Origin of the sequence: Chitinophaga lutea (assembly GCF_003813775.1) — a bacterium.
GTDB classification, from domain to species: Bacteria; Bacteroidota; Bacteroidia; order Chitinophagales; family Chitinophagaceae; genus Chitinophaga; species Chitinophaga lutea.
In genome coordinates, this window is record NZ_RPDH01000002.1 from 204,762 (window position 1) to 219,670 (window position 14,909).

Genomic DNA, 14,909 nt, shown 5'->3' on the forward strand with positions numbered 1-14,909 from the left:
GTTCTTCCATGACCAGGGCATCAGCCTTGCCATGCACCTGTCACAAAGCCCCCCTTTTTTTGACGAAAATGCCCGCCGCGAATTTTCCTGCAGTGGTGGAACTTTACATGGTTAAACGTTATCACCATGAAAATCATCAAACATACCTTTGAAGCAGCCATTCCCACGGTGTATGTTGAGGCGGCCAGTTTTCCCGAAGGCATCCGGCCGGCATTCGACGAGCTCTGCGGAGGGCTGAAGATGCAGGGAAGAACACTTTACGGCGTAACGGAAAGAATGAACGGCAAATGGGTGTACCGTGCCTGCGCAACCGACCTGGGAGACAATCCTCAACTGCCGCGCTACAACATTCCTGCCGGCAAATATCTTGCATACGTGCTGCCCGACTGGGAAAAACATATGCCGATGATCGGCCAGTATTTTGAATGGCTGCTGGAGCATCCGGACGCCAAGGCAGACACCATCGCGCTCGAATATTACAAAACCATGGACGAAGTTTGGCTCATGGTGCAGCATAAATAAAAAGAGGGCTTCCTGAGCCCTCTTTTTGTTATTCGAATTCCAGTAGTTCAATCCGGTTGTTGAACGGGTCGCGGAAAAAAAGCCGCTCCCGGCCGGTGATTTTCGAAGAGTAGGCAATCTCGATGCCTTTGCTTTGCAGGTAAGCTTTTGCCGCCTCGAGGCCGGTCACCTCGAAAGCCGGATGCCGCCCTGAAATCTTCGCATCGCCTTCTTCCTCTACGAGGTGCAGCTGAATGTCTGCAATTTCGTACCAGATGGCGCCGCGGGGATGGTTGCCCGGTATTTCCTTCAGTTGAAGTGTGCCGCCGTAAAATGTTCTGGCTTCGTCCTTTTTTCCCACCGGGATCATGATGGCTACATGATCCAGCTTCTTAAACCTTATCATTTGCGCTGTTGCTGTTTATTCGCAGGGCAAATATCGGAAAATAAACGGGATCGGTTAAAATTGGAAGGCGAGCCATCGCCGGACAGGTTGCCCGTGCCGATTGCCGGCGTCTGTGTACTCCAGCATCTCAAATTTCCCTTTATCTTTTTTCCTAATGTAGTTGGGAAATACGGTACTGCCCGGATGGTTATAGAAGATATCAAAAACGCTACGGCCTTTCTCTTGCCAGTCGTTGTTCTCGAGAGAATACACAATGAGCGTCTTGAACCGGCTTGCACAGCTGGTAAAATAGGTACCCACCTCCCGGACACCGTCTTCGTCCATGTCATCCAGCATGAAAAGCTGGGAAGGATGGCAGCAATATGTGTTTGCGGGTAATCTGGGAAGACTGGTATCAGTAAAATAGTACGAATAACCCTCGTCCGTAGCGGAAGATAGCTCAGGGAGCACAAAAACGGTATCCGGTTGTCCGTTTCCATTCAAGTCCCCCAACGGCTGCGCATCTGCAAAGCACTTCTTCAGCGTAGCGATGGAAAGCGCGTTGCCCGGCAGAGCCGTATCCCGATATCGTTTCAGGTAGTATTTCACCAGGCCGCTTTGATGCGACGGCAATGAATCTACAGCCATCATCAGTTGATGATGCTGTTCAGCCGCGGGTAGTTGCCGCGCCGGCCGGGCACAGGTTACCAGCAGAAAGGTAAGGGGCAGCCATCTCAAACACAATGTGGGATTTGAATCTAAGTTAGCGCAAAAGGTTGAAAGGCCCCGGTTTCCTACGGGCAGCCTTTCAACCGATATTATCATCCTCCCTTCTGCCGCGCATTCAGCATGGCAATCGCCACCAGCATCACCGTTACTCCCAGCCATTGCAGGGCAGTGATCTGCTCGTGCAGTACGAGGTGCGAGCAGATAATGGCGACGGGCAGTTCGGCGGTCATGATGATGGCGCTGATGCCCGCGCCGATCCGGGGAATTCCCTTCGCAAACAGGACGGGCGGCACGATAGTTCCGAAGAATGAGAGGAAGACCGTCCATTTCAGCAGGCCGGCATCAAAGTGTATGCTGCCCAGCAGCAAATGCGCGTTCACGATAAAAATGCCCAGTGCGGAGCCCGTCATGATCACGGCGCTTTTGTGCAGCGGATGCAGATGCGTGCCGTAGCGGCTGTTGGCCACTACATATACCGCGTAAAGGAAGGCGGAAAGCAGGGCATACAGAACGCCGGCTAAAGACACGCCGTTGAGGCCATTCACTGTGAAGCCCGCCGCCAGCAGCGTGCCGGCCATGATGAGTGCGGTTACGACCAGTTGCTGTTTGTCCGGCCGCTTTCCGAAGACGAGCCAATCGAGCAGAATGCCCATCCAGCTGAACTGCATCAGCAGCACGATGGCCAGGGACGCGGCGATGTACCGTACCGAAATGTAATACACGAATGTAGTGAGACCGATAAATGCGCCGGTAGCCAGCAGTGAGACCCAGCCTTTGGCGCTCAGCCGGAAGGAGTGGCGCCGGCGGCTGAAGCAGCTCAGCACCCATAATACGGCCATACCCATGGCGGCCTGTGAAAAGGCGATGCCGGCCGTCGTATATCCTTCGCCGTAAGCTACCTTGACAAATGTGGAGAGGATGCCGAAGCTGCATGCGCCGGCAAAAACCATTAAAATGTATCTGGACATTGTTTGTTTGCGGTTGTTTTAAGAGAAATACATCAATATGTCGGGATATTGGTGCATGCAAAAACAACCAGGGGATATTTCACCCGGGGAAGACCGCGTTACCGGAATGGTACGGCGCGCTGGTTATTTTGCAGGCAAAACAACCGGGGGAGGAGGTGTGCTGGTGATGAGATGATACATACTGCAAGTATAAGAAGAAAGCCGCACACTTCATAACGTGTGCGGCTTTTGTATGCGAAGGTGTTGTTTTTCTATTCCTGCGTGGGGAAGGCTGTTTCATCGAGGAAAGCCACTTCCCACAGGTGCCCGTCGAGGTCCGCGAACCCGCGCTGGTACATCCAGCCCATGTCCTGCGGTTCGCTGCTCACCGTACCGCCGGCCGCTACGGCTTTGTCTACCATCTCATCCACACGCTGCCTGCTTTCGGCAGAGAGGGAGAGAATTACTTCCGTGCCTTTCGTTGCATCGGCCACCGGTTTTTTGGTGAATGTCTGGAAGTATTTTTCCACCAGCAGCATCACGAAGATGTTATCGTCTACAATCATGCAGGTGGCGTTCTCATCTGTGAACTGTGCATTGAACGAAAAGCCGAGCGCAGAGAAAAATTTTACGGTCTTATTCAGGTCCTTCACCGGAAGGTTTACGAAAATCTTTGTTGCCATGTGTGGTTTGTTTTGTTATCACAAAAGTAACCGGCTTTCCGCTATCGCATGCTGTGTAAATACGACAAATTCCGGGGCGATTGCGACCGGATGTTTTTATTCCACCCGGAGGCTCCTCAAAGGGCTTGCCATGGCGGCTTTCAGTGTTTGTGTACAAACGGCGGCAAGGGCAGCCAGTACCGCAATGGCCCCGGCTGCGGTAAATATCCACCAGCTGATGTCGACGCGGTAGGCGAATTGCTGTAGCCATACATGCATGGCGCGCCAGGCAACGGGTAGCGTGATGACGAATGCCAGCAGCACAGGTTTAAGAAAGTCTTTGGACAGTGCGGCGGTAATGCCGGTTACACTGGCGCCCGGTACTTTCCGGATGCGGATTAATTAACGCGCTGGCATCAGTACAGGCGCAAATTAATATAATGCTTTTGCACCCGGGTTCGGCCGGATTTTGATAGGCGGTTATCTTTGTCGATGACCTGCAGTATCACGACCGGTTAACCCTGCATCGCCGCGCGGAGCATGTCCACGCTTTTCTTTACACCGGTTTCGGCAGCTTCTTTGCCTTCGAATTCGATCGCGATATATCCTTTGTAATTCACTTTCCGGAGAATATCGATAATCCGTTTGTAGTCAAGGTCGAGGGTATACCATTCGCCGCCGCCGTAATAGGTTTTGGCCTGCACGAAGTTCGCGTAGGGGGCCACCTTTTCCAGCTTGTCGTACGGGTCCTCGAGAAAGTTGCCCGTGTCCATCAGTACGCCGAGCCAGGGCGAATCGATCGCTTTACGGATGCGCAACAGGCCTTCGGGTGAAGAGGTGAGGCCCCAGTGATTTTCGAGCGCCAGCATCACCCCGCATTCCGCCGCCCTGGCCAGGCATTTTTCAATACTGTCGATGCACCACTTAAACGCATCGTCCTCCGTGTAACCGGGAATCGGGCTTTCCACACCACGGTTGGCCATCAGTGCGTCGAACGACTTGATCGTGCCCCAGCGGCCGGAATTGAGCCGGATAGCGGGAATGCCCATTTTATACGCCAGCTCGATGCATTTCAGGGTATGATCGATGTCTTTCTGGCGGGTGGCGGGATCGGGATCCACAAAATCCTGGTGGATCGATAAAGAGATCAGGTCCACCCCGTTCAGGAAAGCATGGCGTTTCAGCTTTTGGAGATAGGCATTGTCTTCTCCTTCCATTTGCCGGTGTAAAATGTCCACACCTTCCACCTGAAGACGGCAGGCTTCGTCGATCACTTTTTCAATCGGCACTTTCGGTGTTTTGAAATGCCAGTAAGAATAAGACGAAAGCGCCAGCTTAAATTCCGCCGCTTTCGGCGGTGCGCTTACCGGCGCAGCGGAGGCGGAAGAGATGGGCAAACCCAGTAGGGCCGCACTACCCAGCGTATTCCTTACAAAATTTCGACGTGAAAGGGTCATAGGTCAACGATTTGATGCCCGAGGAAAATACGGCTTTTTTTGTGATTGCACAGCATTTTGCAAACAAGTTTGTATTATACAGGCGTCTACTTTTTCACGGGGGATAATTGTATATTTACTTAGCTAGACAACCCCTTGATGCATTGAAAATTCTCTTATCATACACCACTCTCCTTGTATTGCTTTTACATGGTACAGGGGCGATGGGCATCCCTTCCATCCAGCTCACTACCGGCAGACCCTATCAGAAAGCCGGGCAGCAGATCATGTGGTTTGCGGACAGCAGCGCGCAACTATCCTTCTCCGACATCCAGCAGGCCGGTTATCAGCAACGGTTTTCCCAGGGCTTGCAGGAAATCGGCGCATTCGGATTGTTCAACGGCGCCGTATGGGCGCACGGCAGCTTTTCTTCGCCCGCACCGGGTAAGGCCTACCTGCTGATAGAGTTTTCGAACATCGATAGTATTACCCTTTATTATTACGACGGTCCTGCGCTGAAAAGCATCACTTCCGGCAGCCGCGTTGTGCCACGCAACAATGTATGGAACCTGCCTGGGTTCAGTTTTGAATTGCCTGCGTTCGGCGACCGGCAGCAGGAATTCTGGCTGCGCATCCGCACCGGCAATGCGATGATCGTGCCGGTTACCCTCGCCACGGAAAAGGGCGTATGGCAGGCGCTCGGGGGGATGTACGTGGTGGAGCTGATTTACTTCGGCATCGTGATCGCACTGTTTTTTTACAACCTTTCGCTGTTTGCCTGGATCCGTGACCGGAGTTATATTTTTTACCTGGGTTATCTCTTTTTCCTGGCGGCGTTTGTGCTGCTGTACCTGCGGGGATTCCACGTGGTGTTCCCTGAGCCGGTTTCGCGCGCGCTGAACCTGTACGGGATAGGGTTTGTAGGAGCGAGTTACCTGTTTGCCATTCCCTTTTCTGTTTCATTTCTGAAAGGCCGCGAATATGCACCGCGCCTGACCCGGCTGCTGGCCATGTTTTTTATCGTGGCCGCGGCGGCGGTTATCTGTTGCCTGGCCGGCTGGCGGCATGCCACCATCAGAATGCAGGAAGTGATCAGCATCGCGGTGCCTGTGCTGTTTATCTCGATGGCCGTTGTATCGTACCGGCAGGGGTATAAACCGGCGGTGTATTTTCTCGTGGCATGGACGTTGCTGCTCGGCACCATCATGCTCTTCACCGTGATCAATATCGGCCTGCTGCCCCTGAAGAACTGGTATTTCCATATTCTGCCGGTGGGTTCCGCCGTGGAAGTTATCCTGCTGTCGCTTGCGCTGGGTTACCGTTATTCGCTGCTGAAGAAAGAAAAGATGGCGGAAACGGAATCGAAAATGAACTTCATCCGCGATCAGAACGAGTTGCTGGAAAAGAAAGTGGATGAGCGCACCCATGCGCTGAAGGAGAGCAACCGGGTGAAAGACAAACTGCTCGGCATCATTTCGCACGACCTGCGCACGCCGCTCAACAACCTCTCCGGCCTGCTGGAGCTGTCGGAAAAGAAGGCATTGTCTGCCGGCGAAATACAGCACTTCTCCCAAACCGTCCGGCAGAACATCAAGTACATTGCCGGTACTATCCAGAACATGCTCAACTGGTCGCTCACGCAAATGGAACGCATAGAAACCAGGCCGCGGAAAGTGGATCTGGATGCGCTGGCTTACCTGGTGGTGGACATTTATCGTTTTGCGGCCGATCAGAAGGCCATCCTGCTCCGTAAGCCCATGCCGGAAGCAGTAGCGGTGAAAGCGGATTATCACCAGCTGGAGCTGGTGCTTCGCAACCTCGTCGATAATGCCATCAAGTTCACGTCCCAGGGCGGCATCATTACGCTGGGCTGCCGGCCGGTGGATGAGGGCGTGGAGATTTATGTGTCCGATACGGGCAAGGGCATGTCGGTCGAAGAAATCCAGCGCCTGCTATATGGCAACAACATTTACAGCACCGAGGGCACCGACGATGAGCGGGGCACGGGGCTGGGGTTGCAGCTGTGCAAGGAATTCATTGCCAATAACGGGGGAGTGCTCCGGATTAACAGCAAGCCCGGGAAAGGAACGGAATTTTATTTCGTGTTACCGCGCTGGGAATAACAACGGGCCTATCGCATAACGACCTATTTTTTCGCCAGCGCCTTTGCTTCGTTCTGTTTCATCCGCAGTTTCACGATCTTTTTAATGAGCGCTGCCGGCAGTTTTTTGCCTGGCGGAAAGTGCAGCGTGGCGCCGGATATTTTCACGTCTTTTAATGACGGTTCGAGTTCTCTGACCAGCGCCGGGCTCATCGTAAACAGGCTGCAATATTTGCTATTGGCGCCGAATCCCACCAGCATATAGTGATGTTTAAACGAGGGGACCTGGTAACTGATCAGTTCTTCCGCATCGGGTGCGGCGGAACGGATAATGGTACGCATCTCCTCCAGCGTGCTGCGGAATGCCGGCGCCTGCCTGGCAATGAAGTCGTCTACTTCGGGGGACCTGTTCGCCATATAACGGGTATTACTGTTCAGACAGTTCTTTTACTTTTTCCAGCGCCTTCGGCCAGGCGTTTTTGAAATACTCCGCATGTTCTGCGGTAATGTCCATATCCACCGCCAGCTCCGTTTGGCCGTTAGCGCTGTGGAGGGTATAGTTTTCTTCGGCGCCGGCCCAGGCTTTTACCTCAGGGCTTTCGGTATCCGCCACACCATTTTTGATCATGCCAAGGTGCTGGAACGACATATACTCGTTGGGCTTTTTAACGGCTATCCGTGACAGCATACCTTCCTGATGGGTGGAATCGAAGAAGCGGACTTCACTGCCTTCTTTCCAGTCAGTTTCCGCCGTGCTGCCTTCCCCGAATACCGATGTCCAGGCCGGGTAAGTGGCCTTGTTCCAGAGTACGTCCCATACCTTTTCGCGCGGGGCGTTGATGCTGGTGCTGAAATGTAACTTTTCCATAATTGAAGGGTTTTAATGCTCTCACAAAGATGGCGATCTTTCGCGGTAGCGAGGCGGTGTAAATACGACATTCTTCGGGTGGATCGGGACAGTTGCCGTATATTTGTGACAAACGGATACTATGGCTACTTTTTCGGAAACCATCAACAGCAATAAACCGGTACTGGTTGATTTTTTTGCGACCTGGTGCGGTCCCTGCAAAACCATGGAGCCCATCCTCAGAAACCTGAAAGATGAAGTAGGCGACGACGCGACCATTATTAAAATAGACGTAGACAAGAACCCCGCCGCGGCCCAGGCCTTCGAGGTACAGGGCGTGCCTACGCTGATCCTCTTCAAAGCCGGTAAGATATTATGGCGCCAGGCCGGTGTGGTGCCCGCCAAACAACTGGAACAACTGATCAAACAGCACATATAAATGGACATTCAATTGGTGCGCATCGGCCCGGCCGATGTGGGGGCATTGCAGGAACTGGCCGGCCGCACATTCATCGATGCGTTCGGCGGGGCGAATACAGCTGAAGACATGGACAGCTATCTGAAAACGGCGCTTTCCGAAACGAAACTGCGGGAAGAACTGACCAATCCCGACTCCGAGTTTTATTTCGCGCTGGTGGACCATGTTCCTGCCGGCTATCTGAAAATCAATTTCGCCGCGGCGCAAACCGACCTGCGCGATGAGGCCGGCATCGAAATAGAACGCATTTATGTTTTGCAACAATATCACGGGCAGCGTGTAGCGCCCGCCCTGATCGGCAAAGCGCTGGAGATTGCCACGGAGCGGAAGGCCGCATACATCTGGCTGGGCGTTTGGGAGGAGAATGCCCGCGCCATCCGCTTCTACGAGAAGAACGGCTTCGTTCCTTTCGGCACGCATGTTTTTAAACTCGGCAGCGATGAACAAACGGACGTGCTCATGAAAAAGGTAATGCGGGAATGATTTTATAAAATCAATTTATTTACTACTTTAATGCTATGAAAACAACCCGACGAAAATTCCTCGGCGCCGCCGCACTGGCAGGCGCGGGCGCAATAGCCCCGGTACTGCCGCTCGCGGCTGCCGCCAAAAAACACCCGGTGGTGCATCATGTATTCTTCTGGCTGAAAAACCCGGATTCCAAAGAAGACCGCGACAAACTCATCGCCGGCCTTAAGACCCTTTCCAAAATAGAAACCGTGCGCGACCTGCGGGTAGGCGTTGTGGCCAGCACCGAAAAAAGAGAAGTGGTGGATAACAGCTGGGGCGTGTCCGAGCTCATGTTCTTCGACGACCTGGCAGGGCAGGAGGCTTACCAGAGCCATCCCATCCATCTCGAATTCATCAGGAACTGCAGCCACCTCTGGAGCAAAGTCATTGTATATGACTCCATCGACGTCTAAAGATTTTAGACAGTCATTTGGAATTAAAAGAAGTTTAACTTAATTTTAAGCTTGTTATAACACGTTATCGGAAGAACAGAAAAATCTACATCGGGAACACCTGACATCAAATCGCTTCTTATCAATCAGTCAATAATACACTTATGCGCCGCTGCATCAGCCGAAACCAGCTGCTGTAGCACGATCAAATGGCCTATTTGTATTACTGAATAAACCGGGGTAGCCTTGGATTTATCGGATAATGATGATTGGTTTCGCATGATTAACCCAGCGTATTGTGCTTTAACCTGCATCTTATTTTAAAATTCCATTTTAAAACTAAATTGTTATGAAAGCCGTCTGCAGTACCAAAATCGACATCGATATCAGTAAACGAACCGTGCAATTGCTCGTATGATCATTCTCCGCCATTCCCGACGCCACTAAAAACTGACGATCTACAGCATTATTACACCCGCCGGCAAAGCAGCTTGCTTACCGGAGAGGGAACGTGCGTCCTTTTTTCCTTCATATTTTAAATCGAAAGCGTATAAAAATCCACTTCCTTTAATCCTTAAAATCCATGTTATGATCAGAATACAAACTTAGGGTAACAAAACCGGCAATATGGGGATATTGCCGGCAAAACGAAACTGGAGTGAAGCTTCCAGTCTATTACAGTTCAAAATCTTGGTGAACCATAACTCTTCAAAAATATGAAAAAAAAGAGGAATATTGCTTTTTTTACGAAAGCGATAAGAGGAACCTTTTTGCCTGCGTGTACGCTTGTAATTACCATTTCCTTCACGCCTTCCACCTATGCCGTTAACGCCGCTCCGGCGCCGTTTTTCCAACAGGAACAACAAACCATCAAAGGCAAGGTGATCAGCGAAAAAGACAACCAGCCCGTACCCGGTGCGGCGGTACAGATCAAAGGCACCACCAAAGGCACCGTAACCGGTGAGAACGGTGATTTTTCGCTGCCGGCCAAAACCGGCGACGTTATCGTGATCACCAGCATCGGTTTTACCACGCAGGAGTTTACCGTGGAAGCACCCGGCAAAACTTACAACATTACGCTGGCATACTCCAATACCTCTCTCGAAGAGGTGGTGGTAACGGGCTATTCCACGCAAAGGGTAAAAGATCTCACCGGCTCGGTGGCCGTTGTGAACATCAACTCACTCAAATCCCAGCCGGTGGCGAGCCCCGTCGAAGCTCTCCAGGGTAAAGCAACGGGCGTGCAGATCATCAGCGACGGTGCGCCCGGCGCCACGCCGCAAATCCGCATCAGGGGTTTCAGCACCATCAACAACAACGATCCGCTGTTCGTGATCGACGGGGTGCCTTATGAAGGCAAACTCAGCTGGCTCGATCAGAACGATATCGAAAGCATGCAGGTGCTGAAAGATGCATCGTCTGCTTCCATCTACGGCGCCCGCGCGAATAACGGCGTGGTGATCATCACCACCAAACAGGGTATCAAAGGGGCGCCCCGCATTTCGCTGGGGCTGTACTACGGCCGGCAGGTGCCGCGTAAAGAAGCCTTCCCGAAAATGATGAACCCTTCTCAGTATGCCAATTATCTTTTTGAGGCATTCAGAAATGCAGGCGTAACGCCGGGCACCTCTGAAACTACGGGGAGCAACTACGGCCCCGGACCTAACCCTACTTTACCGGAATACCTCGTGGCAGGCTCCGCAACCGGCCAGAACGTAACGGCGGCGGATGCAGACCCTTCCAAATACAACTACAGCCGCGACTCCAAAACCTTCTACCAGATCACCAAAGCCAACCAGGCCGGTACCAACTGGTTTGAAGAAATCACCCAGAGCGCACCCATGAAAAATGCGCAGCTGAGCGTGACAGGCGGCGGCGAAAACGCCAACTACGCCATCGGCGCAGGTTATCTCGGCCAGAAGGGTATTGTGAAACACACCGGCTACGAGCGCTTCAACGTAAGGGCCAATACCAAATTCACAGCCTTCGACGGCCACTTCCGTTTTGGCGAAAACATGCAGTACAGCTACGAAGAGTTTGTGGGCGTTGGTGTGAACCCCAACGTTTCGGGCGACTACCAGGGCGAAGGCAGCGCATTCGGTTTTGCGTACCGCATCCCGGTGATCATCCCGGTGTATGATATCAAAGGCAACTTTGCCGGCAGCCGCGGCGATAAGCTGGGCAACGCCCAGAATCCGCTGGCGCTGCTGTACCGCGCTAAAGACAACCGCAACAAACGCAATTTCTTCTTCGGCAACGTGTTTGGTGAGGCAGACATCGTGAAAGGCCTCGTAGCGCGCACCTCCTTTGGTCTCCGTTATGAAAACTACAACGGCATCACCATCGGTTATCCCAACCTGGAGTTCTCCGAAGGCAGCAACAACAACAACCTCGGCGAATTCCAGGGATACAGCACCGACTGGACCTGGACCAACACGCTGACCTACAAACTCAATATCCTGAACCGCCACGCACTGACGCTGCTGGCCGGTACTGAGGCGTACAACGCCCGCAGCCGCCAGCTGAACGGCGGCAGGAACGACTTCTTCCTGCTGGGTAACATGGACTACTACTACCTCTCACGCGGTTCTTCCAACATCAGCAACAACAGCACCGGCGGCGTAGGCTCCCTGTTTTCCATCTTCGGAAGGGCGGACTATTCCTACAACGACCGTTACCTGGTGAGCTTCACGGTACGCCGCGACGGTTCTTCCAACTTCGGCCCGGAAAACAAATACGGTACCTTCCCCGCGGGCAGCATCGCCTGGCGCGCGTCTGAAGAAGGTTTCATGAAAGACGTGAAATGGATCACCGACCTGAAACTCCGCGCCGGCTACGGTATTACCGGTAACCAGCGTATTCCCGGCTTCCAGTACATTCCGCGCTTCGAAAGCGCCCTCAACTCATCTGCATACCCCATCAATGGCGCAGGCGTTGTAACGGGCGTTTGGCAGAACGGTTACGCCAATCCTTCCGTAAAATGGGAAGAGCTGAAGTCGCTGAACCTCGGGCTTGATTTCACCCTGTTGCAGGGCGACCTCGACGGTGCCATCGACTGGTACAACCGTAAAACCTCCGACATGCTGTATCCCGTGCCCCTGCCGGCAACTGCGGTAGGCCAGGGTAACTCTCCGTTCGTGAACATCGGCGATATGGAGAACAAGGGGATTGAAGTAGCCGTTGGTTATCACCTCGGCCAGCGCGGCGACCAGCCATTCAAGCTCGACCTGAACGTGAACTTTTCACGCAACGTGAACCAGGTACTCACTTTGGCACCTTCCGTGAAAGAACAGGTGTACGGCACCTTCCGCAGCCTGCAAACCACGCTGCTGCGCCCGGGCATGCCCTTCGGTTCCTTCTATGGATATGATGTGGTGGGTATTTACCAGGATGCAGCCGACGTATCCGGCAGCCCCTCATATACCGGCGCGCGCGTAGGCGGCTTCAAGTACAGGGATATTTCCGGCCCGGACGGCAAACCCGACGGCGTGATCACTCCGTTCGACCGTACCGTGATCGGCAACCCGCACCCGGATTTCCTGTATTCCTTCTCCGTGAACGCCAAGTATAAAAACTGGGACCTGCTGATGTTCTTCAATGGTTCACAGGGCAACGACCTGTATGAAGCCACCCGTTACTTCACCGACTTCGGTACTTTCGATGGTACGGCCAGCGTTCGGATGCTCAACCACTGGTCGCCCACCAACAAAGGCGCCACTGCTCCGTCTCCCAACAGGAAGGCTTCCGACTTTGAATACGCCTCTTCCAGCTACTATGTACAGGACGGCAGCTACTTCCGTATGAAGAACCTGCAGATCGGGTATTCTTTCCCGGCTGAAAAATGGTTCAACGGCCATCTGCGGAGCCTCCGGGTGTATGCGAGCGCCACGAATCTTTTCACGATTACGAAGTACACCGGCCTCGATCCCGAAGTAAGCCAGACCAACAGCACCTTCTCGGCGCTGGGCGTTGATTTCGGTATCTATCCCGTAGGCAGGCAGTATCTCTTTGGCATCAGTGCAGGTTTCTAACTTTAAAGCTTCTAACAATGAAAAGAATAAACAGCATCATACTTCTAGCATTTATGGGATTACTGGCTGCGTGCAGCAGCGAGTTTCTTGAAAAAACGCCCCAGGGTGAATTATCCGGTCCGCAGCTCGAAACGCCCGACGGGGTGGAAGGCGTGCTGCTGGGCGCGTACGGCCTGATGAACGGCAACGTGAACGGCACCTGGGGCAACTACTCCTCTTCGCCAAGCCAGTGGCTCTTCGGGGAAGTTGGGGCGGACAATGCCCACAAAGGCAGCAATAACGGCGACCAGCCCAACATGAACCAGGTGGAACTGCATCAGGTGTCCAGCACCAACGATAATACGGAAATCATGTGGAACCGGTATTATGAAGGCGTGGCCCGCTGCAACAATACCCTCCGCATCCTGAAAACCGTACAGGCAGGCAATAACAAGCTCAGCGACGCCAGGGCGCTGGAAGTGGAAGCGGAAGCAAAAATGCTGCGCGCGCACTATTATTTTATGCTGCGCCGCGTTTTCGTGAACATTCCTTATGTGGATGAAACCATCGCTACCGCCGACGCCATCACCATTCCGAATAACGTCGAAGTATACCCGAAAATAGAGGAAGATCTCAAGTTCGCCGTAGCGAACCTGCCCGTTACCAAACCCAAAGGGGAAAAGGGTCGCGCAGACAAGATCGCCGCGCAGGCTTACCTCGGCAAGGTGTATCTCTACCAGAAAAAATACGCCGAAGCCCTGGCGCTGTTCAACACCGTGATCAACGCCAAACCCAGCATCGTTACGATGCCGTTTACCGATAACTTCGACGTGACCAAAGAAAACGGCCCTGAATCCATTTTCGCGGCACAGCACTCGATTAACCCAGACGGTAGCGGCGATAACGCCAACGTGGGTGACATGCTCGGCGGTTTCTACGGCTCCGCACCGGTAAACTGCTGCGGTTTTTACCAGCCGTCGTTCGACCTCGTGAACTCGTATAAAGTAACGGCAGCCGGCCTGCCGATGCTCGACAACGGGTACCGCACCAATCCGTTCAAATCGGACTTCGGCCTCACCGGCGCCGCCAAAACGAATTATACGCCCGACAAAACGATCGCCGTTGACCCGCGCCTCGATTATACTGTAGGCAGAAGGGGCGTGCCGTACCGCGACTGGGGCCTGATGGCAGGCGACGCCTGGATCAGGGATCCTGCATATGCCGGGCCTTTCGTGGGCGTGAAACACATGATCGAGCAGGCGCAGTTCTCCGGTCAGGCGGTAGCGGGCGGCTTGTACATCACAGGCCTCAACGTCAATATCATCCGCCTTGCCGACGTGTACCTGATGGCAGCCGAGTGTAATATTGAAACGGGTGCGCTGGGAGAAGCCATGCGCCTGGTGAACCTCGTTCGTGCCCGGGCGGCATTGCTGCCGGCCAAAGAAGTTGGCGGCACACCGGCGGCTGCCTATAAAGTATTGCCCTACGCGGCATTCCCTTCGGCGGATTATGCCCGCAATGCCGTTCGTTTCGAGCGCAGGCTCGAACTGGCCATGGAAGGCCATCGCTTCTACGACCTGGTTCGTTGGGGCATAGCGAAACAGGTGATCGAAAGTTATTCTGCTTTTGAAGGCGGCATATTGTCTTCTTTTGCCGGTATCGTGTTTGAGGACCAGGATGCTTATTTCCCCATTCCGCAACAGCAGATCGACCGGTCGCAGGGCGCATTGAAACAGAACAACTAAATTTTGTATTCTGATCCTAACCCCCAGGGGCGTTTACCATTTGGTAAGCGCCCTTTGTTTTTAGGGCGATGGTCTGCACATTTCCCCCATGCGGCCGATGCCATGACAGACGTTGTGCATCGCCATATCCTTTACCGGCGTGATTTTACCCGGCAAAGAACCTTGT

General features: G+C 53.4%; 15 protein-coding genes. 7 read left to right on the top strand and 8 right to left on the bottom strand.

The window, feature by feature from the left end; all coding sequences use genetic code 11:
* Positions 1 to 126: 126 nt before the first annotated feature.
* Entirely contained in the window at positions 127 to 522 is a 396-nt protein-coding gene (locus EGT74_RS13075; RefSeq protein ID WP_123847032.1) for a hypothetical protein, read from the top strand.
* 28 nt (positions 523 to 550) lie between these two features.
* Here EGT74_RS13075 and EGT74_RS13080 read toward each other — a convergent pair whose 3' ends face one another.
* From EGT74_RS13080 to EGT74_RS13105, 6 genes are all read right to left on the bottom strand, one after another.
* Positions 551 to 907, bottom strand: coding sequence for a VOC family protein (locus tag EGT74_RS13080; RefSeq protein WP_123847033.1), 357 nt, complete (start codon positions 905 to 907; stop codon positions 551 to 553).
* A gap of 54 nt (positions 908 to 961) precedes the next feature.
* Positions 962 to 1,624: a hypothetical protein gene (locus EGT74_RS13085; protein WP_123847034.1), complete on the bottom strand. Its 663-nt coding sequence runs from the start codon at positions 1,622 to 1,624 to the stop codon at positions 962 to 964.
* A gap of 83 nt (positions 1,625 to 1,707) precedes the next feature.
* Entirely contained in the window at positions 1,708 to 2,583 is an 876-nt protein-coding gene (locus EGT74_RS13090) for an EamA family transporter (RefSeq protein WP_123847035.1), read from the bottom strand.
* A 251-nt stretch (positions 2,584 to 2,834) separates the two neighbouring features.
* A complete protein-coding gene (locus EGT74_RS13095; RefSeq protein WP_123847037.1) occupies positions 2,835 to 3,245 on the bottom strand; it encodes a VOC family protein in 411 nt (136 codons plus the stop codon).
* Positions 3,246 to 3,341: 96 nt separating this feature from the next.
* Positions 3,342 to 3,548, bottom strand: coding sequence for a hypothetical protein (locus tag EGT74_RS13100; RefSeq protein ID WP_123847038.1), 207 nt, complete (start codon positions 3,546 to 3,548; stop codon positions 3,342 to 3,344).
* A 191-nt stretch (positions 3,549 to 3,739) separates the two neighbouring features.
* Complete coding sequence (locus EGT74_RS13105) at positions 3,740 to 4,681, bottom strand: sugar phosphate isomerase/epimerase family protein (RefSeq protein ID WP_123847039.1); 942 nt, start codon at positions 4,679 to 4,681, stop codon at positions 3,740 to 3,742.
* 143 nt (positions 4,682 to 4,824) lie between these two features.
* On the opposite strand from EGT74_RS13105, the gene EGT74_RS13110 reads away from it, so the two are divergent.
* Positions 4,825 to 6,783 carry a sensor histidine kinase gene (locus EGT74_RS13110; RefSeq protein ID WP_123847041.1) on the top strand — a complete coding sequence of 653 codons (1,959 nt, stop codon included), beginning with the start codon at positions 4,825 to 4,827 and terminating at the stop codon, positions 6,781 to 6,783.
* Positions 6,784 to 6,806: 23 nt separating this feature from the next.
* Here EGT74_RS13110 and EGT74_RS13115 read toward each other — a convergent pair whose 3' ends face one another.
* Together EGT74_RS13115 and EGT74_RS13120 are read right to left on the bottom strand one after the other, a co-directional pair.
* On the bottom strand, positions 6,807 to 7,178 hold the full coding sequence (locus EGT74_RS13115) for an iron chaperone (RefSeq protein WP_123847042.1): 372 nt from the start codon (positions 7,176 to 7,178) through the stop codon (positions 6,807 to 6,809).
* 10 nt (positions 7,179 to 7,188) lie between these two features.
* Positions 7,189 to 7,629, bottom strand: a complete 441-nt coding sequence (locus EGT74_RS13120) for an SRPBCC family protein (protein WP_123847043.1) — start codon at positions 7,627 to 7,629, stop codon at positions 7,189 to 7,191.
* A 121-nt stretch (positions 7,630 to 7,750) separates the two neighbouring features.
* Between EGT74_RS13120 and trxA the strand changes: the two genes are divergently transcribed.
* The 5 genes from trxA (at position 7,751) to EGT74_RS13145 (ending at position 14,743) form a co-directional block, all read left to right on the top strand.
* Complete coding sequence (gene trxA, locus EGT74_RS13125) at positions 7,751 to 8,047, top strand: thioredoxin (RefSeq protein ID WP_123847044.1); 297 nt, start codon at positions 7,751 to 7,753, stop codon at positions 8,045 to 8,047.
* Entirely contained in the window at positions 8,048 to 8,569 is a 522-nt protein-coding gene (locus EGT74_RS13130; protein ID WP_123847045.1) for a GNAT family N-acetyltransferase, read from the top strand.
* A 35-nt stretch (positions 8,570 to 8,604) separates the two neighbouring features.
* Entirely contained in the window at positions 8,605 to 9,009 is a 405-nt protein-coding gene (locus EGT74_RS13135) for a Dabb family protein (protein ID WP_123847046.1), read from the top strand.
* Positions 9,010 to 9,704: 695 nt separating this feature from the next.
* A complete protein-coding gene (locus EGT74_RS13140; RefSeq protein ID WP_123847047.1) occupies positions 9,705 to 13,019 on the top strand; it encodes a SusC/RagA family TonB-linked outer membrane protein in 3,315 nt (1,104 codons plus the stop codon).
* 17 nt (positions 13,020 to 13,036) lie between these two features.
* Entirely contained in the window at positions 13,037 to 14,743 is a 1,707-nt protein-coding gene (locus EGT74_RS13145) for a RagB/SusD family nutrient uptake outer membrane protein (protein WP_123847048.1), read from the top strand.
* Positions 14,744 to 14,909: the final 166 nt, after the last annotated feature.

What these genes read in the sequence shown, in the direction of transcription:
- EGT74_RS13075 (WP_123847032.1), top strand. Translation starts at nt 127, where the DNA reads ATGAAAATCATCAAACATACCTTTGAAGCAGCCATTCCCACGGTGTAT.
- EGT74_RS13080 (WP_123847033.1), bottom strand. Translation starts at nt 907, where the DNA reads ATGATAAGGTTTAAGAAGCTGGATCATGTAGCCATCATGATCCCGGTG.
- EGT74_RS13090 (WP_123847035.1), bottom strand. Translation starts at nt 2,583, where the DNA reads ATGTCCAGATACATTTTAATGGTTTTTGCCGGCGCATGCAGCTTCGGC.
- EGT74_RS13095 (WP_123847037.1), bottom strand. Translation starts at nt 3,245, where the DNA reads ATGGCAACAAAGATTTTCGTAAACCTTCCGGTGAAGGACCTGAATAAG.
- EGT74_RS13105 (WP_123847039.1), bottom strand. Translation starts at nt 4,681, where the DNA reads ATGACCCTTTCACGTCGAAATTTTGTAAGGAATACGCTGGGTAGTGCG.
- EGT74_RS13115 (WP_123847042.1), bottom strand. Translation starts at nt 7,178, where the DNA reads ATGGCGAACAGGTCCCCCGAAGTAGACGACTTCATTGCCAGGCAGGCG.
- EGT74_RS13120 (WP_123847043.1), bottom strand. Translation starts at nt 7,629, where the DNA reads ATGGAAAAGTTACATTTCAGCACCAGCATCAACGCCCCGCGCGAAAAG.
- trxA (WP_123847044.1), top strand. Translation starts at nt 7,751, where the DNA reads ATGGCTACTTTTTCGGAAACCATCAACAGCAATAAACCGGTACTGGTT.
- EGT74_RS13130 (WP_123847045.1), top strand. Translation starts at nt 8,048, where the DNA reads ATGGACATTCAATTGGTGCGCATCGGCCCGGCCGATGTGGGGGCATTG.
- EGT74_RS13135 (WP_123847046.1), top strand. Translation starts at nt 8,605, where the DNA reads ATGAAAACAACCCGACGAAAATTCCTCGGCGCCGCCGCACTGGCAGGC.
- EGT74_RS13140 (WP_123847047.1), top strand. Translation starts at nt 9,705, where the DNA reads ATGAAAAAAAAGAGGAATATTGCTTTTTTTACGAAAGCGATAAGAGGA.
- EGT74_RS13145 (WP_123847048.1), top strand. Translation starts at nt 13,037, where the DNA reads ATGAAAAGAATAAACAGCATCATACTTCTAGCATTTATGGGATTACTG.